Annotated in this window: 19 protein-coding genes; 13 read left to right on the plus strand and 6 right to left on the minus strand. The window is 74.0% G+C overall.

All coding sequences use genetic code 11. The annotated features are described in order from the left end of the window. Window positions 1–131: 131 nt before the first annotated feature. Window positions 132–1,940 (minus strand): phosphatidylglycerol lysyltransferase domain-containing protein, encoded by a 1,809-nt coding sequence (locus tag H0H10_RS25395; RefSeq protein WP_188183429.1) that lies wholly within the window; start codon window positions 1,938–1,940, stop codon window positions 132–134. 183 nt (window positions 1,941–2,123) lie between these two features. On the opposite strand from H0H10_RS25395, the gene H0H10_RS25400 reads away from it, so the two are divergent. Beyond that, complete coding sequence (locus tag H0H10_RS25400) at window positions 2,124–3,248, plus strand: alpha/beta hydrolase (protein ID WP_188183430.1); 1,125 nt, start codon at window positions 2,124–2,126, stop codon at window positions 3,246–3,248. Between the two features lie 168 nt (window positions 3,249–3,416). Then, a complete protein-coding gene (locus H0H10_RS25405) occupies window positions 3,417–4,589 on the plus strand; it encodes a hypothetical protein (protein WP_188183431.1) in 1,173 nt (390 codons plus the stop codon). A 36-nt stretch (window positions 4,590–4,625) separates the two neighbouring features. Here the strand turns inward: H0H10_RS25405 and H0H10_RS25410 are convergent, their stop codons facing one another. Further along, entirely contained in the window at window positions 4,626–5,954 is a 1,329-nt protein-coding gene (locus H0H10_RS25410) for a PH domain-containing protein (RefSeq protein ID WP_188183481.1), read from the minus strand. Then, complete coding sequence (locus H0H10_RS25415; RefSeq protein ID WP_188183432.1) at window positions 5,939–6,460, minus strand: PH domain-containing protein; 522 nt, start codon at window positions 6,458–6,460, stop codon at window positions 5,939–5,941. The genes H0H10_RS25410 and H0H10_RS25415 overlap by 16 nt, the downstream gene beginning before the upstream one ends. Before the next feature lie 31 nt (window positions 6,461–6,491). On the opposite strand from H0H10_RS25415, the gene H0H10_RS25420 reads away from it, so the two are divergent. Then, window positions 6,492–7,643, plus strand: a complete 1,152-nt coding sequence (locus H0H10_RS25420; protein ID WP_188183433.1) for an NADH-quinone oxidoreductase subunit D — start codon at window positions 6,492–6,494, stop codon at window positions 7,641–7,643. Here H0H10_RS25420 and H0H10_RS25425 read toward each other — a convergent pair. Continuing rightward, window positions 7,608–8,660 carry an SAM-dependent methyltransferase gene (locus H0H10_RS25425; RefSeq protein WP_373566872.1) on the minus strand — a complete coding sequence of 351 codons (1,053 nt, stop codon included), beginning with the start codon at window positions 8,658–8,660 and terminating at the stop codon, window positions 7,608–7,610. The two genes, H0H10_RS25420 and H0H10_RS25425, sit on opposite strands and share 36 nt — an antisense overlap. A gap of 118 nt (window positions 8,661–8,778) precedes the next feature. Between H0H10_RS25425 and H0H10_RS25430 the strand changes: the two genes are divergently transcribed. The 3 genes from H0H10_RS25430 to H0H10_RS25440 all read left to right on the plus strand — a co-directional run bounded on the left by H0H10_RS25430 (window position 8,779) and on the right by H0H10_RS25440 (window position 11,389). Continuing rightward, complete coding sequence (locus H0H10_RS25430; protein WP_188183435.1) at window positions 8,779–9,981, plus strand: sensor histidine kinase; 1,203 nt, start codon at window positions 8,779–8,781, stop codon at window positions 9,979–9,981. A 72-nt stretch (window positions 9,982–10,053) separates the two neighbouring features. Continuing rightward, the gene (locus H0H10_RS25435) at window positions 10,054–10,725 is read left to right on the plus strand and encodes a response regulator transcription factor (RefSeq protein WP_188183436.1); all 672 of its coding nucleotides are present in this window, start codon (window positions 10,054–10,056) and stop codon (window positions 10,723–10,725) included. A gap of 31 nt (window positions 10,726–10,756) precedes the next feature. Beyond that, the gene (locus H0H10_RS25440) at window positions 10,757–11,389 is read left to right on the plus strand and encodes an AAA family ATPase (RefSeq protein WP_188183437.1); all 633 of its coding nucleotides are present in this window, start codon (window positions 10,757–10,759) and stop codon (window positions 11,387–11,389) included. A gap of 12 nt (window positions 11,390–11,401) precedes the next feature. Here the strand turns inward: H0H10_RS25440 and H0H10_RS25445 are convergent, their stop codons facing one another. Further along, window positions 11,402–12,508, minus strand: coding sequence for a DUF5937 family protein (locus H0H10_RS25445; RefSeq protein ID WP_188183438.1), 1,107 nt, complete (start codon window positions 12,506–12,508; stop codon window positions 11,402–11,404). Window positions 12,509–12,669: 161 nt separating this feature from the next. Here H0H10_RS25445 and H0H10_RS25450 point away from each other — a divergent pair, with 161 nt between their 5' ends. Then, window positions 12,670–12,897 (plus strand): hypothetical protein, encoded by a 228-nt coding sequence (locus H0H10_RS25450; RefSeq protein WP_188183439.1) that lies wholly within the window; start codon window positions 12,670–12,672, stop codon window positions 12,895–12,897. On the opposite strand, the gene H0H10_RS25455 is transcribed toward H0H10_RS25450, so the two are convergent. Further along, window positions 12,875–14,128, minus strand: coding sequence for a threonine aldolase family protein (locus tag H0H10_RS25455; protein ID WP_188183440.1), 1,254 nt, complete (start codon window positions 14,126–14,128; stop codon window positions 12,875–12,877). The genes H0H10_RS25450 and H0H10_RS25455 overlap by 23 nt on opposite strands. Window positions 14,129–14,330: 202 nt before the next feature. Between H0H10_RS25455 and H0H10_RS25460 the strand changes: the two genes are divergently transcribed. The 6 genes from H0H10_RS25460 to H0H10_RS25485 all read left to right on the plus strand — a co-directional run bounded on the left by H0H10_RS25460 (window position 14,331) and on the right by H0H10_RS25485 (window position 20,849). Beyond that, entirely contained in the window at window positions 14,331–15,260 is a 930-nt protein-coding gene (locus H0H10_RS25460; protein ID WP_188183441.1) for a Rossmann-like and DUF2520 domain-containing protein, read from the plus strand. Further along, window positions 15,257–16,249 (plus strand): pantoate--beta-alanine ligase, encoded by a 993-nt coding sequence (panC, locus tag H0H10_RS25465; protein ID WP_188183442.1) that lies wholly within the window; start codon window positions 15,257–15,259, stop codon window positions 16,247–16,249. The genes H0H10_RS25460 and panC overlap by 4 nt, the downstream gene beginning before the upstream one ends. After that, the gene (locus tag H0H10_RS25470; protein WP_188183443.1) at window positions 16,246–17,979 is read left to right on the plus strand and encodes an L-aspartate oxidase; all 1,734 of its coding nucleotides are present in this window, start codon (window positions 16,246–16,248) and stop codon (window positions 17,977–17,979) included. Before panC ends, H0H10_RS25470 begins: the two co-directional genes overlap by 4 nt. Window positions 17,980–17,984: 5 nt before the next feature. Continuing rightward, window positions 17,985–18,965: a carboxylating nicotinate-nucleotide diphosphorylase gene (gene nadC, locus H0H10_RS25475; RefSeq protein WP_188183482.1), complete on the plus strand. Its 981-nt coding sequence runs from the start codon at window positions 17,985–17,987 to the stop codon at window positions 18,963–18,965. Between the two features lie 8 nt (window positions 18,966–18,973). After that, window positions 18,974–19,771: a type III pantothenate kinase gene (locus H0H10_RS25480; protein ID WP_188183444.1), complete on the plus strand. Its 798-nt coding sequence runs from the start codon at window positions 18,974–18,976 to the stop codon at window positions 19,769–19,771. Window positions 19,772–20,216: 445 nt separating this feature from the next. Next, window positions 20,217–20,849, plus strand: a complete 633-nt coding sequence (locus H0H10_RS25485; protein ID WP_223180410.1) for a hypothetical protein — start codon at window positions 20,217–20,219, stop codon at window positions 20,847–20,849. The last annotated feature ends 1 nt before the right edge of the window (window position 20,850 follow it).

Below are 20,850 nucleotides of genomic sequence, written 5' to 3' on the forward strand. Positions count from 1 at the left end.
GAGGTACCCCCAGGGCGGCACGGGTGGGCGCTGGGGGTACCCCCTCTGGGGGAGGCACCCCGGCAGCGCCGGGCCGCGCGTCCCACCCCGGCCCGCAGCCACGCCGCGCACCCGGGAGCGCCGGGCCGCGCTCACACCGCCCGCGCGTCCCGCTCCGCCACCCGGTGCGCGCACGGGCGCCGCGTGGGCGTGCGACGGCGCAGGAAGCGAGGCAGGGGCGGGGCAACGTTGACGAAGCCCTCCGCCTGCATCGCGGCGAGGCCGATGCGGGGCAGGTCGGCGGAGGCGCGGTAGACGACGAAGCGGGGTTCCCAGCGGGGCCGGAACTTGGCGTTGAACTTGTACAGGGACTCGATCTGGAACCACCGGGAGAGGAACACCAGCAGTCCCCGCCAGGCGCGCAGCACCGGACCCGCGCCGATCTTCTCCCCGCGCGCCAGGGCCGAGCGGAACATCGCGAAGTTCAGCGAGACGCGCTCGATGCCGAGCCTCGGGGCGGCCTGGAGGGCGGCCACGATCAGCAGCTCGTTCATGCCGGGGTCGGCCGAGCGGTCGCGGCGCATCAGGTCCAGGGAGACGCCGTCGCTGCCCCAGGGCACGAAGTGCAGGACCGCCCTCAGATCGCCGTACGCGCCGGGCTCGGCGTCCGGCTTGTGTGCGGTGGCGACCAGGCAGTCCCCGTCCGCGGGGTCGCCGACGCGGCCCAGCGCCATGGAGAAGCCGCGCTCGGTGTCGGTGCCGCGCCAGTCGTCGGCGGCGCGGCGGATGCGGTCCAGCTCGGCGTCGCCGAGGTCACGGACACGTCGTACCCGGGTCTCGTAACCGGCGCGCTCGATGCGCTTGACCATCTGGCGCACGTTGCGCATCGCGCGGCCGGCGAGCGAGAAATCCGCGACGTCCACCACCGCCTCGTCGCCCAGTTCGAGGGCGTCGAGCCCGGTCTCGCGGGTCCACACCTCTCCGCCGGTCTCGGAGCAGCCCATGACGGCGGGGGTCCAGGAGTGGGCGCGGGCCTCGTCCATGAAGCGCTCGATGGCGCCCGGCCACGCCTCGACGTCACCGATCGGGTCGCCGCTGGCCAGCATCACCCCGGAGACGACGCGGTAGGTCACGGCCGCCTTGCCGCTGGGGGAGAAGACGACGGCCTTGTCGCGGCGCAGCGCGAAGTGGCCGAGGGAGTCCCGGCCGCCGTGCTTGGCGAGCAGCGCGCGCAGGCGTGCCTCGTCCTCCTCCGTCAGGCGTGCGGCGGGGTGTTCGGGGCGGAAGGCCAGGTAGACGGTGGTGACGGCGGTGAGCAGGCCGAGTGCGCCGAGGGAGAAGGCCACCGTCGAGGAGGTGCTGCCCCGGTAGTGGACCGGCCCCTCCACGCCGAACAGGCCGTACAGCACGTGCGTGATGCGGTCGGCCAGGCTCGGATCGCCGGCCATGCGGTGCGGGTGGGCGCTGACGACGACCAGTCCGAGCGCGAGGGAACCTGCGCTCATGAGCACGAAGTTGGCCAGCGCCCGCCACCGGCTGCGCGGATCGGGCAGCGCGGCGAACTGGTCCCGGTGCCGCAGCAGCGGTGCGAGCAGCGCCAGCGAGATCAGCACCCCGACGAGGGAGTGACGGTAGGTGAACTGCGCCACGGCGCCGAGCGGCAGCAGGGCGACGGCCGCCCGCCACGCCCGGCGTTTGCGGCGCCCCAGGCCGTGCGCGAGCAGCAGCAACAGCACCCCGGCGCTGAGCGAGAGCGCCGCGGCGAACGGGCCGAACGCGCCGGGCAGCACCTCGGCGAGGGCGTGCACACGGCTGTGCCGGAACCGTGGGAAGACGCCCGCGGCGATGTCCAGCACGCCGACGAAGGAGCAGGCTCTGCCGACGAGGACGGGCACGGCCTCCGGGCGCGGGCCGCGCGGTATCCGGCGCACGCTCATGGACTGGGGAACCCCACCCGACATTTCCTCATCTGTCCTGACAGACATCGCATCCCGTGGTTCTGCGAGAGATCGTGGATCCGGCCCCGATTCGGGCATCCGGCGACATTGCGCCCTCTAGGACGGTGTCTCGGAGGGAGAGGTTCACTCCCCCTCGCACGGAAAAGCCCGGACAGAATCACGGAAAGCGCAGGCAGGTAGCGACGCATGGGTCTCACGAGCAACACGGTGCTTGCGCTGGCGGTGCTGTCCGGTGTGCTGCTGTTCGCCGGCACGGTCTGGCTGTGGCCGCGGCTGGCCCGGCGCAGCCTGCGGGCCGTCGCCGGGCGGATCGGGCTGCTGCTCGCCACGCAGCTCGCCGTCTTCGCCGCGGTCGGCCTCGCCGCCAACCAGGCGTTCGGCTTCTACGCCGGCTGGGCGGACCTGTTCGGGCGGGAGACCGGCCAGGGGGTCGTCGTCGACCACGCGGCGGGCGATCCGGGCGGCTCGCTCCAGGTGGTCGGCACCCGGCGGGTGAACGCGGCCGGCAGCACCCGGCCTGAGGTCGCGGGCCAGATCCAGAAGGTCGAGCTCACCGGCCGTACGACGCACATCGCGACATCCGCCTACGTGTACCTGCCGCCGGAGTACTTCCAGTCCCGCCACCGCACCCGTACGTTCCCCGCGGCCGTCGTCCTGACCGGCTACCCGGGCACGGCCGAGGCGCTGGTGGACAAGCTGCACTATCCGCGCACGGCCCTGGAGCTGGCCAGGGCGGGCCGGATGCAGCCGATGATCCTGGTGATGCTGCGCCCCACGGTCGCGCCACCGCGGGACACGGAGTGCGTGGACGTCCCGGGCGGACCGCAGACGGAGACGTTCTTCGCCGAGGACCTTCCCGGCGCCGTGCTCGCCCACTACCGCGTGGGCCGGAAACCGGGCAGCTGGGGCATCGTCGGGGACTCGACGGGCGGTTACTGCGCGCTGAAGCTCGCCATGCACCACCCCGGGGTGTACGCGGCCGGGGCCGGTCTGTCCGCGTACTACGACGCGCCGAGCGACCCCACCACGGGCGACCTCTTCCACGGTGACGAGGAACTGAGGAATCGGGCCGACCTCTGGTGGTATCTCAAACACATGCCCGCTCCCGACACTTCGCTGCTCGTCACCAGCAGCAAGGCCGGCGAGACGAACTACAAGGACACGCTGGAGTTCATTGAGCGGGTCAAGGCGAGGAAGCCGACGCGGATCTCGTCGATCATCCTCGAAAGCGGCGGGCACAACTTCAATACGTGGCGGCGCGAGATTCCCGCGACCCTGCAGTGGCTCGGCGGACGCCTGAGCGGCCGCTGACGAGAGCCGCCGGCGGAGGGCCCGCCGGGTGAGACTGAAAATGATCTTGAGTTAATTCCCCTTCCGGTGGACGAGTGGATTCCTGATGCCCTGTGAACCCTTGGGAGACCGCTGAGTTTTTACGGGGCGGGGCGCCAAGATTCGCCTACGCGCGGTAAGTTTCTGGCCATGCCACGTGGACGTCACCGTCATTCCCCGCCTCTGCACAGGCTGCTTCCTCCGTCGGCGATAGCAGGCGTCTCCGTCGTCTGCGCCCTCGGCCCCTGGGTGTTCAGCGAGACGCTGATCCTTCGTTCGCTGGCCGCGGCCGCCGCGGTGACGGCGGTCGCCGGCGCGTTCGTCATGCGCCGCTGGGACGCCCAGGCGGGCAAGCGCGTCGCCGACCTCACGCGCGCGCGTGCGAGCGACGAGTGGCGTCACGAGGAACGGGTCGCCGAACTGGAGTCCGACCTGGAGGAGTCGCGCGAGCTGCGCCAGAAGCTGGAGCACCGGCTGCGGGCGAAGCGCGCGGAGCTGGCCGGGCTGCGCAACGAGCACGCCGCCCTGCTGCGGCGGTACGCCACGGCGGAGACCGAGCGCGCCACCGCGCTGGAGGGCCGCCGCCTGCTGGAGATCGAGGCCGCGTCCCCGGCGCCCGCGCTGCCGCCGGCGCGGACGGCGCCGGCCGAGGAGCCGCCGGTCCAGGAGGCCGGTGAGGAGACCCCGGAGACTCCCGCCGTCTTCTCGCCGGAGGGCGCCCCGCTGTTCCAGCGGGCCCGGGCGGCGCTGTCGCGGTTCGACGGCGAGACCGTCGCCGGCACGGACGCCGGCGAGAGCGCCACCGGCTCGGACGACGGCGGCGAAGGTGGCGAGGCCGCGGCCCCTGCCGGACCCGCCGCGGGGGAGGACGAGGCACAGGGGCAGCCCGAGGCGGCCGACGGGCACCGGCGCTCGGCCGCCACCACGACCGCCCGGCCGGACGACCGGCCCGCGCAGTCCGCACCGCAGCCCGCGGGGCACTTCACGGTGCCGGCCGCGGTGGCCGTCGTACCGGCCGCTCCCGCGCGGCGCCCGGTCGTCGAGGGCGGCTTCGACTTCTTCGGCACGAAGAACGCCGAGGACGGCACGTCGCCGAACGCCGAGGACGGCACGTCGACGCCCGAGGCCCTGGAGGACGTCCAGAACGAGGACCTCGCCGACGTGGTCGGCCCGGAGGCCCTCGCCCTGCACAAGGCCGAGGAGGAGGCCGGGGCCGAACCGGCCGACGAGAAGTCCCGGGCCGCGGGCCAGGTGATCGACCTGACGGCCCACGACGAGACGGAACAGATCGACGTACAGGGACTGCGCAGCGCGGCGTCCTGACTCCGGCCGGCGGGGCCGACAGGGCGGACAGGGCCGTCAGGCCATCCACCGGTCCGGGCGGGCGTCGCGGCGGCCCGTCCGGGACCGCTCCGCCTGGGCGTGCAGCAGCCGTGCCGCCTCGTCGGCGTCCCGCAGCCGGGCGGTGACGGTCTTGTTCGCCCCCGTGTCCACGCGGACGTCGGCGACCCGCCACACCCGCTGCCACGGCCCCTGCGTCAGGCGCACGCTCTGCACCTTGGCGTGCGGCACCAGCGCGAGGCTGCGCCGCAGCAGCCCGTGCCGGGCGGCGAACACCGCGTCGGTGACGACGAGCCCGTAACCGCGCCACCACAGCGGCCGGCACCGCCAGGACCGCCGCGGCGGCCGGGACAGCGACGAGCGGGCCGGTACGGTCACCCCGGGCAGCACGCGCGCGACGACGGACTCGGCGATCTCGCGCGGGGCGACGGGCAGCAGCACGGAGTTCGACGACCCGGCCACGTCCAGCTCCACCCGCACCCAGCCGCGCCCCCGCCACAGCAGCGGCTCCACGATCCGCACGGTCTGCACCCGGCCCGGCGGCACCGTCTCGTGGGCGCGGTCCAGCAGCCCGTGGTCGATGCGGAGCCCGTCGGGCGACTCGGCCACCGTCCAGTCGTACTCACCGACGAACCGCCCCACGCTGCTCGCGCCCGCCGCGCCCAGCAGCGGCAGGGCGGTCGCCAGGACCGTCCACAGGTTGTGGGTGGCGAGCCACAGCAGCGTCGGTACGACCACGGCGGCGACCAGCGTGCCCCAGGTGGCGCCGGTCAGCAGCAGCGAGACGGCGAGGACGCCGGGCGGCACGCGCAGCAGCTGCCGGGAGGGTGCCTCCCCGACCTCGTGCGCGGTCTCGGGTGCGAAGCCGGCCGCCCGCGCCAGCAGCTCGGCACGCAGGGCGCGTGCCTCGTCGGCGCCCAGGAAGGCCAGCTCGTCCTTCTTGTCGGTGCCTATGACGTCGAGTTTGAGTTTGGCGACCCCCGCGACGCGCGCGAGCAGCGGCTGGGTGACGTCGATGGCCTGGACGCGTTCCAGCCGGATGTGCGCGGTGCGCCGGAACAGCAGGCCGGTACGGATGCGCAGCTCGGTGTCCGTCACCGCGAAGTGGGTGAACCACCAGGTCAGGAAGCCGTACAGGGCGGCGGCGGGGATCAGCACGGCGAGGCCGATCAGCAGCGTGGTCGTGGTCAGCCGGGTCAGCTGGCGCTGCGCCTGGTCGGGGTCGTGCACGGCCCAGCCGACGAGCACGGCGACCGGTGCCCACGCCCGCCGCAGCGGGGTGACGGGGTGCAGCCGCCGCTCGGTCACCTCCTCGCGGGGCTCCGTGGTGCTCACAGCCCCGCCGATCGGGCCTCGCCCAGCTCGGTGAGCCGGTCGCGCAGCCGTTCCGCCTCGGCCGGGTCGAGGCCCGGGATGGTCGCGTCGGTCGCGGCGGCGGCCGTGTGCAGCTGCACGCTGGCCAGCCCGAAGTGCCGCTCGACCGGCCCGGAGGTGACCTCGACCAGCTGCATCCGCCCGTACGGCACGACGGTCTCCTCGCGCCACAGCACACCCCGGCTGATCAGCAGGTCGTCGGCGCGCTCGGCGTAGCGCCAGGAGCGCCAGTTCCGCTCCAGCATCACCCAGCCCCAGACCATCAGGGCGAGCGGCAGCAGCGCGAAGACCGCCCACACCGGTCCCGCGAACAGCCCGGGCAGCAGTCCGGCGGCGAGCGCGCACAGCCCCAGCCACACCACCAGCAGCAGCCGTCGCATCCGCAGCAGCCCCGGTGGCAGCCCGGTCCACACCGGCTCGTCCCGCGCCGCTTCCGTCGCCCCCGCCGTGCCCGCGTCGCCCGGGCTCCCCGTCTCCATGAGCCCAGCGTACGTAGGAGAGACTGTGTGCATGACTCCTACGACGGAGACCATGGTCGGCATCGGCGGCGCCGCGGAGAGCACCGACATGGTGCTCAACATCGGACCCCAGCACCCCTCCACGCACGGCGTGCTGCGACTGCGGCTGGTCCTGGACGGTGAGCGCATCACGCGCGCGGAGCCCGTGATCGGCTACATGCACCGCGGTGCGGAGAAGCTGTTCGAGGCGCGCGACTACCGCCAGATCATCGTGCTCGCCAACCGCCACGACTGGCTGTCGGCGTTCTCCAACGAGCTGGGCGTGGTCCTCGCGGTGGAACGCATGCTCGGCATGGAGGTCCCCACGCGCGCGGTGTGGCTGCGCACGCTGCTCGCGGAGCTGAACCGGGTGCTCAACCACCTGATGTTCCTCGGCTCGTACCCGCTGGAACTGGGCGGCATCACCCCGGTCTTCTACGCGTTCCGGGAGCGGGAGGTGCTGCAGAACGTCATGGAGGAGGTCTCCGGCGGGCGCATGCACTACATGTTCAACCGCGTCGGCGGCCTCAAGGAGGACCTGCCGGCCGGCTGGACCGCACGCGCGCGTGCCGCCGTCTCCGCCGTGCGCTCGCGCATGGACGTCTTCGACGACCTGGTGCTGGGCAACGAGATCTTCCGGGGCCGGACGCGAGGAGTGGGCGCGCTGACGCCCGAGGCCGTGCACGCCTACGGCGTCAGCGGCCCGATCGCGCGCGCCTCGGGCGTCGACTTCGACCTGCGCCGCGACGAGCCGTACCTCGCCTACGGCGAGCTCCAGGACACCCTGAAGGTCGTCACCCGGACCGAGGGCGACTGCCTCGCCCGCTTCGAGTGCCTGCTGGACCAGACGCACAACTCCCTCGACCTCGCCGACGCCTGTCTGGACCGCCTGGCCGAGCTGCCTCCCGGTCCGGTCAACCAGCGGCTCCCCAAGGTCCTGAAGGCGCCCGAGGGCCACACGTACGCGTGGACCGAGAACCCCCTCGGCATCAACGGCTACTACCTGGTCAGCAAGGGCGAGAAGACCCCGTACCGGCTGAAGCTGCGCTCGGCCTCGTACAACAACATCCAGGCGCTGACGGAACTGCTGCCCGGAACGCTGGTCGCGGACATGGTGGCGATCCTCGGGTCACTGTTCTTCGTGGTCGGGGACATCGACAAGTAGCGCGAGCGGATCGGCCGTCCCGACCGGCTGCGTCAGCCACACGAAGTCGCCGAGCCCGCCCGGCGCGGTCAGTTCGGCGGCCTCCGAGGCGCCCGCGAGGGCGCGGACGTACGCCGCGGGGTCGGCCGTCGCGAGCGTGAGCGGGGGGCGTGCGCCGGTGAGGCCGAGGGCGCGCAGGGCGTCGCGCTGGGGGAGCAGACGCGCACCGGGGAGCGCGCACGCCGTGGCGCACGCGTCCAGCGCCACATGGGCGGTGATGTCGCACGACCCGTCCGGCACGGGCGCCGTCTCGCGGCCCTGCCGGAAACCGGTGAGCGTCCCGAACGGCGGACGCGTACCCGCCGTGTGCGCGTAGTCGGCGGCCACGGCGAGCCCCCTGCCGACCGCCGACACGGCGGACGCCCAGGCGGTGTCCCGGGGCAGGCCGATCTCGGCCCGCAGCCCCTCCTCGGCCGGCAGGGGCCACCACCGCGCCAGCCACCGAGCCTCCGCCCCGGCGACCGGCTCCCCCAGCCGCTCGGTCCCGTCGCCCCGGACCAGCACGCGACGGACCACACCCGCGGAGTCCACCTCCGCCACGTCCACCGGTACGTTGTCCAGCCACTCGTTGGCGAACAGCAGCCCGGTGATCCCCCGCGGCGGCTCCGGCAGCCACTCGATCCGGTGGTCCAGGCCCTGCGGCCGGCCGGCGATCTCGACGGCGTACGCGCGCGTGCGGGCGGCCACCTCGGCGGGCAGCGCGGCGAGGACCCCGGTGACCAGCTCGCCCCGTCCGGCCGCCATGTCCACGAAATCCAGCGTCGCGGGCCGGCCCAGCGCCTCGTCGACCCGGCACAGCAGCCGCGCCACGGCCCCGGCGAACAGCGGCGACGCGTGCACGGACGTGCGGAAGTGCCCCGCGGGGCCCTCCGGCCCGCGGTAGAAACCGTCCGGTCCGTAGAGGGCCTCCCGCATGGCGTCCCTCCAGCCCCGCCACTCGCCGGATGTCCCCGCTGTCCCTGTTGTCCCTCGCGTCACGGGGCCAGGCTAAGCGCACAGGGGAACGGTGCCTCCACCTTGCGGAGTATGCGCAGGGGGCGCGGATCGGTCCTCCGGTTGACCCCTGCACCTATCACGCTTCCCTACGCTGGGTTACGTGCAGCGCCTCTACGACTTCCTTCGCAGACACCCCACCGGGGTCGACTGCGTCTGGGCCCTTGTCCTGCTCGGGATTTCCGTGGCGTCCCTGGCCCCGCAGCAGGAGGCCAGAGGGACGGACGCCCCGGCGCTGACCATTCCGTTCATGGTGCTGCTGTGCCTGGTGATCGCGCTGCGCCGGCGCATGCCGGAGAAGATGCTGCTGCTGGGCGTCGGACTCGGCGTGGCGCAGCTGGCGCTGGACGTCCCGACGATGCCCGCCGACTTCGCACTCCTCGTCATCGTCTACACCGTGGCCGCGACCGGCGCCCGCTGGGCCTCCCGGACCGCGCTCACGGCGGGCCTGTGCGCCGCGCCCGTCGCCCAGCTGCGCTGGCCCAACGACGACGTGAGCATAGCGGGCAACATCGCCGTGACCGTCTTCCAGGCGGTGCCGTTCGCCCTGGCCTGGGTGCTCGGCGACTCCATCCGCACCCGCCGCGCCTACTTCGCCCAGCTCGAGGAGCGGGCGGCCCGGCTGGAGAAGGAGCGCGAGGCGCAGGCCAAGGTCGCGGTCGCCGCCGAGCGCGCCCGGATCGCGCGCGAACTGCACGACGTCGTCGCGCACAACGTCTCCGTGATGGTGGTGCAGGCCGACGGCGCCGCCTACGTCCTCGACGCCGCCCCCGACCAGGCGAAGAAGGCCCTGGAGACGATCTCCTCCACCGGCCGCCAGGCCCTCGCCGAGATGCGCCGCCTGCTGGGCGTGCTGCGCACCGGCGAGCACCAGGAGGCCGGCGAGTACGTCCCCCAGCCCGACGTCCAGCAGATCGAGGACCTCGTCGAGCAGTGCCGCAGCCACGGGCTGCCCGTCGACTTCAAGGTCGAGGGCACCCCGCGTCCGCTGCCCAGCGGCGTGGAGCTGACCGCGTACCGCATCGTGCAGGAGGCGCTCACGAACACGCGCAAGCACGGCGGACCCAACGCCGGCGCCAGCGTGCGCCTGGTCTACTTCGACGACGGCCTCGGCCTGCTGGTCGAGGACGACGGCAAGGGCGCCCCGCACGAGCTGTACGAGGAGGGCGGCTTCGACGGCCAGGGCCACGGCCTGATCGGCATGCGGGAACGGGTCGGCATGGTCGGCGGCACCCTGGACGCGGGCCCGCGCCCGGGCGGAGGATTCCGCATCAGCGCGCTGCTGCCGCTGAGACCGGCACACTGACGCCCGCGCACATCCGCACGTACGGCGTTGACACCTGTAAGACCCCAGGCAGACGGAACGGAAGAGGCCCCGATGACGATCCGCGTAATGCTCGTCGACGACCAGGTGCTGCTGCGCACCGGGTTCCGGATGGTGCTCGCCGCCCAGCCGGACATGGAGGTCGTCGCCGAGGCGGGCGACGGCGTCGAGGCCCTCCAGGTGCTGCGCTCGACCGACGTGGACGTGGTGCTGATGGACGTCCGCATGCCCAAGCTGGACGGGGTGGAGGCCACCAGCCGGATCTGCGCGCAGCCCGGCGCCCCGAAGGTACTGATCCTGACCACCTTCGACCTCGACGAGTACGCGTTCTCGGCGCTGAAGGCGGGAGCCTCCGGCTTCATGCTCAAGGACGTGCCGCCCGGCGAACTGCTCGCCGCGATCCGCTCCGTGCACAGCGGCGACGCGGTGGTCGCCCCCTCCACCACCCGCCGCCTGCTGGACCGCTTCGCCCCGATGCTGCCGGCCACCGGCAAGGAGCCCCAGCACAAGGAGCTCCAGCGGCTCACCGAGCGCGAGCGTGAGGTGATGGTGCTGGTCGCGCAGGGACTGTCCAACGGCGAGATCGCGGCCCGGCTGGTGCTGTCGGAGGCGACCGTGAAGACGCACGTGGGCCGCATCCTGACCAAGCTGGCCCTGCGCGACCGGGTGCAGGTGGTGGTGCTGGCCTACGAGACCGGCCTGGTGCGGGCCGGCGGACACGACTGACGGCGCCCGGGGCCGTCGGTAGGGTCTGCGCATGCTCCTGTGGATCAACGGCCCTTTCGGGGGCGGCAAGACACAGACCGCACACGAGATACGGCGCCGGCTGCCCGGCAGCGTCATCTGCGACCCCGAGCACGCCGGCTTCGGCCTGCGCCGCATGCTGCCGCCCGGACTGCGGGGGGACTTCCAGGACCTCGTCTCCTGGCGGCAGGGCGTGGTGGAGGTGCTCGACCTCGCGCTCCGCGAGCACGACGGCGTGGTGATCGTCCCCATGACGGTGACGGACTCCGGGTACTTCGCCGAGACCGTCGGACGGCTGAGCGACCTCGGCCACGACGTACGGCACTTCACCCTCCTCGCCGAGCGCGAGACCGTCCTGAGGCGGCTGCGTGAGCGGGGCATCGGGGAAGTCCTGCGGTACGTCGCCGGGAAGGAGACCGGTCCGCGCCGGGAGAGCTGGGCGGTGCGGCAGCTCGACCACTGCCTGGAGCGGCTGCGCGAGCCGGAGTTCGCCGAGCACCTGTGGACCGACCACTCGACCGTCCCGAAGACCGCGGACCGGATCGCCGTGCTCGCCGGGCTCACCCTCGAACCCAACCGCGAGGGCGCGCTGCGGACGCGGCTCCGGCAGGCGGGCGTGGGGCTGCGGCACATCCGGTTCGACTGAGCCCGGTGCGGGCTACCGCAGGATGCCCTCCAGGAAGTCGCTGCCCAGGCGGGCCACCACCGTCACGTCCAGCTGGTGCAGGACGTACCGCCCGCGGCGGCGCATGGTGAGCAGTCCCGCCTTCTTCAGCACGCCCAGGTGCCGGGATATCTCCGGGGCCGTCATGCCGTGCGCCTGCGCCAGCTCGCCCGTGGTGTAGGCGCTGCGCGCCAGAAGGCGGCAGATCCGCATCCGGACCGGGTGGGACAGCGCGGACATGCGCAGCGTGAGCTGCTCGACCGACGGGGGCGAGGCCAGTTCGGGAGAGCCGGCCGGGTAGTGCAGCACCGGCTGCCAGCCGTCCCGGTACAGGACGGACAGGTGGGGCCAGCCGAGGCTGGTGGGCAGGAGCAGCAGGCCGCCGTCCCCGGTCGCCGTACGGCCGTCGCCCAGCTTGTCGATCGTGATCCGCCCGGCGGTCTCGTCCAGCGTCACCGCCGGGGAGACCGCGGCCAGTGCCTCGGCCAGGCCCTTGCGCCGCAGGATCTCCGTCTTGTGGCGGGCGTCGGCCGCGAGCTGGTGGCGCAGCCGGGACCAGGCCTCCGCGAAGAACGCCTCGTCGCAGTCGTGCAGGAACTGCCGCAGCCAGGCCCTGATCCGCGGCGGGTCGGCGAGCAGCCGCTCGCTGAACCGGAGCTGCCGCGGGCCCCGCGCGGCGGCCAGGTCCAGGGCACGCCGGCGCAGCCCGGCGTCCGTGAGCGCCGAGCGCCCCCGGGTGCCGTACTCCAGGGCGCACGTGAACTCCAGCGCCGCGTCCACGAACTGCTCGTCCGAGAGCTTGTCCAGCAGGTCCAGGTCCTCGGCGAGCGTGGCGCCCGGGAGGGTGCTGCGGCCCGGGATGCCGGCGAACGGCAGGAACAGGTCGGACAACGTGGTCCGCCACAGGAAGTCGGCCTCGCACATCCGGTCGGCCAGGTGCGAGTCCAGCCGGGCGGTGACACCGGTCACCCAGCCCTGCAGGCCCGGGTGGTGCCCCGGCTCGGACAGCGCGTGCAGCGCCATGCACAGCTCGCCCAGGGGGGAGAGTACGACGGCGACCGCCTCCGGCCTCAGTCCCGTGATGTCGATGTGCACGCTCATGCCCTCATGGTGCACTCCGCCACCGACAACGCCGGCCTCGTTTGACGGCCGCCGTCAATCCACGCGACGCGGGACGCCGCACCGGAGCAGTCTGGGACCACCGGGGCAGCCGCGGAGCCCGATCACACCCGACCTCCTACGTCCCGAGAAGGCGATCCGTCATGAGCGTCACCCAGCAGTACCTCCTCGACACCCACCGCGCCCGGCAGCACGGTGAGCCCCTGCCGCCCGCGCCCGGCACGCACGACCGTGCGGTCGTGCGCGAGTGGCGCGAGTACCGCCGCTTCCGGGCGGTACTCGCCGGACGCCCGGCCCACGGGCGGCTACGACGGGCACTGACCCGGTGGCTGTCGCCGCATCCAGGTCCTAGGCGCCGCTCCGCGGGCTGAGCCGGGAGACGAGATCGGCGACCGCCGTCCGCACGTCGGCGGCCGTCCACTCCAGGCCCGCGTCCTCCACACCGACCTCGGTGACGGCGAGTCCCGGGACGGGGGCGTCCCAGGCCCGGGAGAAGAGCAGGCGCCCCGTCTCCTCGCCCTGCCGGACCGCCGCCTCGGCGACGTCGTCGGCGTCGTAGGGCAGCCAGACCTGGAACTCGTGGGTGTGCGGCACCTCGGGGTGCACACGCGCCCACGGCACACCGGCCGCGGTGAAGCCCTCGCGCAGCGCGGCGGCCACCACGCGCGCGTGGGTCACGTACTCCGGCAGCCGGGGCAGTTCCCGCTCCAGTCCGGCCAGGGCCGCGAGGGCCGTCGGGAACTGCTGGAACACCGTGCCGCCGTAGCGGTGCCGCCAGACCTTCGCCTCCTCCACCAGCCACCGCGGACCGGCGAGCGCGGCACCGCCGTAGCCCTTGAGGGACTTGTAGAACGACACGTACACGCTGTCCGCCAGGCTCGCGATCTCCTCCAGCGGGCGGCCGAAGTGGACGGTGGTCTCCCACAGGCGGGCCCCGTCGAAGTGGACCACCGCGTCGCGGTCCCGCGCGGCCCCGACGACCTCGGTGAGCTCCTCCCAGGAGGGCAGCAGGAAACCGGCGTCCCTGAGCGGCAGCTCCAGCATCAGCGCGCCGAACGGCTCCTCCAGGTCGCGCACCTCCTGCGCGGTCGGCAGCTGGGGTTCGCCGGTCAGCCTGACCGGGCGCAGCCCGCTGACCTGGCTGAGGGCGTGCCGCTCGTGCACCTCGGGGTGGCTGAGCCCGTGCAGGGCGACGACCGGGCTGCCGGTGCGGCCCGCCCAGCAGCGCAGGGCGACCTGCTGGGCCATCGTGCCGGTCGGGAAGAAGGCCGCGGCCTCCAGGCCGAGGAGGGCGGCCACCTTCTTCTCCAGGGCCTCGACCACGCCGTTGCCGTACATGTCCGACGGCTCGTCGAGGTCGTACAGCTCCGCTGCCCCGTCCAGCAGGGCCAGCCGCTCCCGCAGGGAGCCGGCGAAGCCGGGGCGGGCGAGCACCCGCCGCGCCCTGCGGTGGGCGGCGGCGCGCCGCTCACGGAGCCGTTCGCGCCGCCCCTCCACCGGCTCCCCGCTCGCGGATCCCCCGCTCGCCGGCTCCTCGCTCGCCGGTTCCCCGATCGCGGATTCCCCGCTCTGCCGCTCGCTCTGCCGCGCCGTATCGCTCATGCGGGGATCATGCCGCGTGACGTTCCGCACGGGCACCCGGGTACCCGCACGCGATCCCACACGCCCGCGCGTGTGTGTGCTCCGGCTCCGTACGGAAACCCACAGCCTGTGGACAACCGGACGCCCCCCGAACCAATCGCGTTAACATGACGAGAAATCGTCCGGTACCCCGAGCGGACTGGAACGGGAAGGCCGCCGTCGCGTGAACACAACCCCACAGCCAGACCCCAAGGACCGCCCTGCGCGGCTCACCGTCGGCGTCGTCGGCGCCGGCCGCGTGGGCCCCGCGCTGGCCGCGTCCCTCCAGCTCGCCGGGCACCGCCCGGTCGCCGCCTCGGGGGTGTCGGACGCCTCCAGGCGGCGTGCCGCGGCCCTGCTCCCCGACGTGCCGCTCGTCACGCCCGCCGAGGTCCTGGAGCGCGCCGAGCTGGTGCTGCTGACGGTTCCGGACGACGCCCTGCCCGGCCTCGTGACCGGACTCGCCGAGACCGGCGCGGTACGCCCCGGCCAGCTGCTCGTCCACACCTCCGGGCGGTACGGCGCCAGGGTGCTGGACCCCGCCCTGCGGGCCGGCGCCCTGCCGCTGGCCCTGCACCCGGCGATGACCTTCACCGGCACCCCCGTGGACGTCCAGCGCCTGGCCGGGTGCTCCTTCGGCGTCACCGCGCCCGAGGAGCTGCGACTGGCCGCCGAGGCCCTCGTCATCGAGATGGGCGGCGAACCGGAGTGGATCGCCGAGGACAAGCGCCCCCTGTACCACGCGGCGCTCGCCCTCGGCGCCAACCACCTGATCACGCTGGTCGCCCAGTCCATGGAGCTGCTGCGCACCGCGGGCGTCGACGCCCCCGACCGGATGCTCGGCCCGCTGCTGGGCGCCGCCCTCGACAACGCCCTGCGCTCCGGCGACGCCGCCCTGACCGGCCCCGTCGCGCGCGGGGACGCGGGCACGGTCGCCGCCCACATCGGGGAGCTGCGCGAGCACGCCCCGCAGGCCGTCGCCGGCTACCTGGCGATGGCCCGCGCCACCGCCGACCGGGCACTTGCCCACGGGCTGCTCAAGCCCGAACTCGCCGAGGACCTGCTCGGGGTACTCGCCAACGGGACCAACGGCACCGAGGGAGACGCCCGATGACCACCACCCTGCTGCGCACCGCCGACGAGCTGCACGCGCGCGTGCGCCGCGGTCGCCGTGCCGTCGTGATGACCATGGGCGCCCTGCACGAGGGCCACGCCACCCTGATCCGCACCGCCCGCGGGATCGCCGGGCCGGACGGCGAGGTCGTCGTCACCGTCTTCGTCAACCCGCTCCAGTTCGGTCAGGGCGAGGACCTCGACCGCTACCCGCGCACCCTGGAGGCCGACCTCAAGGTCGCCGAGCAGGCGGGCGCCGACGTCGTCTTCGCCCCCTCCGTCGAGGAGGTCTACCCGGGCGGCGAGCCCCAGGTCCGCATCTCCGCCGGACCCATGGGCGAACGCCTGGAGGGCGCCTCCCGGCCCGGCCACTTCGACGGCATGCTCACGGTCGTCGCCAAGCTGCTGCACCTGACCCGTCCCGACACGGCCCTGTACGGCCAGAAGGACGCCCAGCAGCTCGCCCTGATCCGCCGCATGGTCCGCGACCTCAACTTCGGTGTGGAGATCGTCGGCGTCCCCACCGTCCGCGAGGAGGACGGCCTGGCGCTCTCCAGCCGCAACCGCTACCTCTCGCCGCAGGAGCGCCGCACGGCCCTCGCCCTGTCCCAGGCCCTGTTCGCGGGCCTCGACCGGCACGTCGCCCTGGAGGCGCTGCGCGCGCGGGCCCGCGAAGTGCCCGCCACGCGTGCGCGTGCCGAGGCCCTCAGCGCCCTCGGGGAGTCCCGCGCGGCGGCCGACGCCCACGCCGTCGCCGAGGCCACCCCCGGCAACCCGGCGGCCGTCCGGGCCGCCGCCCGCCTGGTCCTGGACGACGCCGCCCGCTTCGACCCGCCGCTGCGGCTGGACTACCTCGCCCTGGTCGATCCGTCCGACTTCTCCGAGATCGGGGACGACTTCACCGGCGAGGCCGTCCTCGCCGTCGCCGCACGGGTCGGCGCGACCCGGCTGATCGACAACATCCCCCTCACCTTCGGAGCCGCCTCGTGACCAGCACAGGCATACGACTGCACGCACCCGCGCCCGGGTGGGCCATCGCCGCGGACGTGGTGGTCGTCGGCTCCGGCGTCGCCGGCCTCACGGCGGCCCTGCGCTGCGAGGCGGCCGGCCTGGAGACGGTCGTCGTCACCAAGGCCCGCCTCGACGACGGCTCCACCCGCTGGGCGCAGGGCGGCATCGCCGCGGCCCTGGGCGAGGGCGACACCCCCGAACAGCACCTGGACGACACCCTGGTCGCGGGCGCCGGCCTGTGCGACGAGAACGCGGTCCGCACCCTCGTGACCGAGGGCCCCGACGCCGTACGCCGGCTCATCGCGACCGGCGCGCAGTTCGACGCGTCCACAGAGGGCGGGCTGGCCCTGACCCGCGAGGGCGGCCACCACCGCCGCCGTATCGCGCACGCCGGCGGCGACGCCACGGGCGCGGAGATCTCCCGCGCGCTCGTCGAGGCGGTACGCGCGCGTGGCCTGCGCACCGTCGAGAACGCGCTCGTCCTCGACCTCCTCACGGACGCCGAGGGCCGCACCGCCGGCGTCACCCTGCACGTCATGGGCGAGGGCCAGCACGACGGCGTGGGCGCGGTGCACGCCCCCGCCGTGGTCCTGGCGACCGGCGGCATGGGCCAGGTCTTCTCGGCGACGACGAACCCCTCCGTCTCGACGGGCGACGGCGTGGCCCTCGCGCTGCGCGCCGGCGCCGAGGTGAGCGACCTGGAGTTCGTCCAGTTCCACCCCACGGTCCTCTTCCTCGGCCCGGACGCGGAGGGCCAGCAGCCCCTGGTCTCGGAGGCGGTACGCGGCGAGGGCGCCCACCTGGTGGACGCCGACGGGGTGCGCTTCATGCAGGGGCAGCACGAACTCGCCGAACTCGCGCCCCGGGACGTCGTCGCCAAGGGCATCATGCGCCGCATGCAGGAGCAGGACGCCGAGCACATGTTCCTCGACGCCCGGCACTTCGGCGCCGACATGTGGGAGCACCGCTTCCCGACGATCCTCGCCGCCTGCCGCGCCCACGGCATCGACCCGGTCACCGAGCCGATCCCGGTCGCCCCGGCCGCCCACTACGCCTCCGGCGGCGTCCGCACCGACTCCCACGGCCGTACGACGGTCCCCGGCCTGTACGCGTGCGGGGAGGTGGCCTGCACGGGCGTGCACGGCGCCAACCGGCTGGCCTCCAACTCCCTCCTCGAAGGGCTCGTCTACGCCGAACGCATCGCCGCGGACGTGGCGGCGAGCCACGCGGACGGCACCCTCCACGCGCGCGTGCCCGCCCCCGTCCCGCACCCGGAGCAGCCCGCGCACCCGCTCCTCCCGCCCGAGGCCCGCTTCGCCATCCAGCGGATCATGACCGAGGGCGCCGGCGTCCTGCGCTCCGGCGAGTCCCTCACCCGGGCCGCCGACCAGCTCGGCCGGCTCCACGCCGAGGCCCGCGAAGCCCTCCACGACAACGGCAAGACGGCCGAGCCGGGCGTCGACACCTGGGAGACCACGAACCTGCTGTGCGTGGCCCGCGTCCTGGTGGCCGCGGCGGCACAGCGGGAGGAGACCCGGGGCTGCCACTGGCGCGAGGACCACCCCGACCACGACGACACCACCTGGCGCCGCCACATCGTCGTACGCCTGAACCCGGACCGGACCCTCGCGGTGCACCCCACCGACACCGCAGAATTCCCCCCGACCGCCCACGTCCCCCAGCCGACGCAGCGCCCCCAGGAGCAGTGACAGCAGTGAACACCCCCGACCTTCCCATCGCCTCCGCCGGAGGCTGCGGCGACGGCTGCGCCTGCGGCGCGGACAACGACGAAGAGATCTACCTGGAGTGCGGCCTGGACCCCGCGCTCGCGGCCCTGCTCGTGAACGCCGGACTCGACCCCGTGGAGGTCGAGGACATCGCGAACGTCGCCATCCAGGAGGACCTGGCCCACGGCGTCGACGTGACGACGGTCGCGACCATCCCGGAGGACGCCGTCGCCACCGCCGACTTCACCGCGCGCGAGGCGGGCGTGGCGGCGGGCCTGCGGGTCGCCGAAGCGGTCCTCTCGGTCGTCTGCACGGACGAGTTCGAGGTGGAACGCCACGTGGAGGACGGCGACCGCGTGGAGGCGGGCCAGAAGCTCCTGTCCGTCACCACCCGCACCCGCGACCTCCTCACCGCCGAGCGCAGCGCGCTGAACCTCCTGTGCCGCCTGTCCGGCATCGCGACGGCCACGCGCGCGTGGGCGGACGCCCTGGAGGGCACCAAGGCCAAGGTCCGCGACACCCGCAAGACGACGCCGGGCCTGCGCTCCCTGGAGAAGTTCGCGGTCCGCTGCGGCGGCGGCGTGAACCACCGCATGTCCCTCTCCGACGCGGCCCTGGTCAAGGACAACCACGTGGTCGCCGCGGGCGGTGTCGCCGAGGCCTTCAACGCCGTCCGCGAGCGCTTCCCCGACGTCCCCATCGAGGTCGAGGTCGACACCCTGCACCAGCTGCGCGAGGTCGTGGACGCGGGCGCCGACCTGATCCTGCTGGACAACTTCACGCCCGGCGAGTGCGAGGAGGCGGTCGCCATCGTGAACGGCCGCGCCGCGCTGGAGGCGTCCGGCCGCCTCACCCTGGACAACGCCAAGGCGTACGCCGACACGGGCGTCGACTACCTGGCGGTGGGAGCCCTCACCCACTCCTCGCCGATCCTGGACATCGGCCTGGACCTGCGAGCGGCGGAGTAGGGACGGCCATGCTGCTGACGATCGACGTAGGCAACACGCACACCGTCCTGGGCCTGTTCGACGGCGAGGACATCGTCGAGCACTGGCGCATCTCCACGGACGCGCGCCGCACGGCCGACGAGCTGGCGGTCCTCCTCCAGGGCCTGATGGGTATGCACCCGCTCCTCGGCGAGGAGCTGGGCGACGGCATCGACGGCATCGCCATCTGTGCCACGGTCCCCTCGGTCCTGCACGAACTGCGCGAGGTCACCCGCCGCTACTACGGCGACGTCCCCGCGGTCCTGGTCGAACCGGGCGTCAAGACGGGCGTCCCGATCCTCACCGACCACCCCAAGGAGGTCGGCGCCGACCGCATCATCAACGCCGTCGCGGCGGTCGAGCTCTACGGCGGCCCGGCGATCGTCGTGGACTTCGGCACGGCGACGACGTTCGACGCGGTCAGCGCGCGCGGGGAGTACGTCGGCGGGGTCATCGCCCCCGGGATCGAGATCTCCGTCGAGGCGCTCGGCGTCAAGGGCGCGCAGCTCCGCAAGATCGAGGTGGCGCGGCCGCGCAGCGTGATCGGCAAGAACACGGTCGAGGCCATGCAGTCGGGCATCGTGTACGGCTTCGCCGGCCAGGTCGACGGGGTCGTCAACCGCATGGCCCGCGAGCTGGCCTCCGACCCCGACGACGTCACGGTCATCGCGACGGGTGGGCTGGCGCCGATGGTGCTGGGGGAGTCCTCGGTGATCGACGAACACGAGCCGTGGCTGACGCTGATGGGCTTGCGACTGGTGTACGAACGAAACGTGTCCCGCATGTGAGGTCACCCGGCGTGGGTGCGGGCCGGGGGCGGGTCGCGCGGCCCGGCGCTGACGGGGTGCCGCCCGCGCCCACCCGTGCCGCCCTGGGGGTACCTCCCAGGCCGTTCAGGCACTGGGGGAGGCACGACTGCCCGCGGTTGCGCGGAGCCGCAGCCGCGTGCGGCGGGGAGGGGACGTGTCGGGGGGTGTCCGCCCGCAGTGGTTGGCGCGTCAACGCCAGTCAGGTGGTCACCGACCTATTTCGCGCCGTTCCGGGGACGGACACCCCCCGGCGCGGCCCCGACTCACAGCGCAACCGAATGCGCTACGCGCACCCCCACCGAAGCCCGCACAGGCCGCCGCCGGCATCCCACCAGCACCACCCACCACCCCCACCCGAGTGGCACCCCCACGCCACACCCACCCGTTATGCCGAGTTTGTCTGATTAGCGCGTATCGTCGCCGCATGCCCACGCCATACGGATCCCGCGGCGGCATGGCGTTCGGCGTGCAGGAGCTGCGTGTGCTCCGACGCGCCCTCGCCCTCGCCCTCAACCCCAGCCCCGTCTCGGCCGAGGACGTCCAGGACTGCCTACGCCTCGCAGAGTCGCTCGACGAGGCGATGCGGGAGAGCGCGCGGCTGCGCGCCTTCCTGGTGGCCGACCTCGCCCGCTACCGCGCCGCCCTCCCCGGCACCGCGGTCGGATACCTCACGCTCATGGGCGAGGCACTGGACGCCGGACACCGCCCCGGCGCGGACGACCTCGCCGCCCTCCGGGCCCTGCGCGGCAACCCCACCGCACAGGCCCTCCTGTCCCGCTGCCGGGCGGACGCCGAGCCCCCCGGGCGCCCCCGCACGGCCCCCCTCCTCCCCGCCGCCCGCACCCCCCTCCTCGCACTCCCCGGCGGCCGGTCCGACGCGGCTGCCCGGGACGCCGCGAAGCCGGAGAAGAAGCCCGCCCAGAAGCCCGGCCCCCAGCCCTCCCCGGCGGCTCCCCAGACCCCCAAGCGCCCCATCCCCACCCCCGGCGAGGTCTTCCCCCGCCGCAAGCCGTCCTCGCCCCCCGCCGGCTCCCGGCACCACCTGGCCGCCGGCTGAC

The sequence above is a fragment of the Streptomyces griseicoloratus genome (assembly GCF_014534645.1).
Classification (GTDB): Bacteria; Actinomycetota; Actinomycetes; order Streptomycetales; family Streptomycetaceae; genus Streptomyces; species Streptomyces griseicoloratus.

What these genes read in the sequence shown, in the direction of transcription:
- H0H10_RS25440 (WP_188183437.1), top strand. Translation starts at nt 10,757, where the DNA reads ATGCTCCTGTGGATCAACGGCCCTTTCGGGGGCGGCAAGACACAGACC.
- H0H10_RS25485 (WP_223180410.1), top strand. Translation starts at nt 20,217, where the DNA reads ATGCCCACGCCATACGGATCCCGCGGCGGCATGGCGTTCGGCGTGCAG.
- H0H10_RS25420 (WP_188183433.1), top strand. Translation starts at nt 6,492, where the DNA reads ATGACTCCTACGACGGAGACCATGGTCGGCATCGGCGGCGCCGCGGAG.
- H0H10_RS25480 (WP_188183444.1), top strand. Translation starts at nt 18,974, where the DNA reads ATGCTGCTGACGATCGACGTAGGCAACACGCACACCGTCCTGGGCCTG.
- H0H10_RS25415 (WP_188183432.1), bottom strand. Translation starts at nt 6,460, where the DNA reads ATGGAGACGGGGAGCCCGGGCGACGCGGGCACGGCGGGGGCGACGGAA.
- H0H10_RS25445 (WP_188183438.1), bottom strand. Translation starts at nt 12,508, where the DNA reads ATGAGCGTGCACATCGACATCACGGGACTGAGGCCGGAGGCGGTCGCC.
- H0H10_RS25405 (WP_188183431.1), top strand. Translation starts at nt 3,417, where the DNA reads ATGCCACGTGGACGTCACCGTCATTCCCCGCCTCTGCACAGGCTGCTT.
- H0H10_RS25400 (WP_188183430.1), top strand. Translation starts at nt 2,124, where the DNA reads ATGGGTCTCACGAGCAACACGGTGCTTGCGCTGGCGGTGCTGTCCGGT.
- H0H10_RS25395 (WP_188183429.1), bottom strand. Translation starts at nt 1,940, where the DNA reads ATGTCGGGTGGGGTTCCCCAGTCCATGAGCGTGCGCCGGATACCGCGC.
- H0H10_RS25450 (WP_188183439.1), top strand. Translation starts at nt 12,670, where the DNA reads ATGAGCGTCACCCAGCAGTACCTCCTCGACACCCACCGCGCCCGGCAG.
- H0H10_RS25455 (WP_188183440.1), bottom strand. Translation starts at nt 14,128, where the DNA reads ATGAGCGATACGGCGCGGCAGAGCGAGCGGCAGAGCGGGGAATCCGCG.
- H0H10_RS25435 (WP_188183436.1), top strand. Translation starts at nt 10,054, where the DNA reads ATGACGATCCGCGTAATGCTCGTCGACGACCAGGTGCTGCTGCGCACC.
- panC (WP_188183442.1), top strand. Translation starts at nt 15,257, where the DNA reads ATGACCACCACCCTGCTGCGCACCGCCGACGAGCTGCACGCGCGCGTG.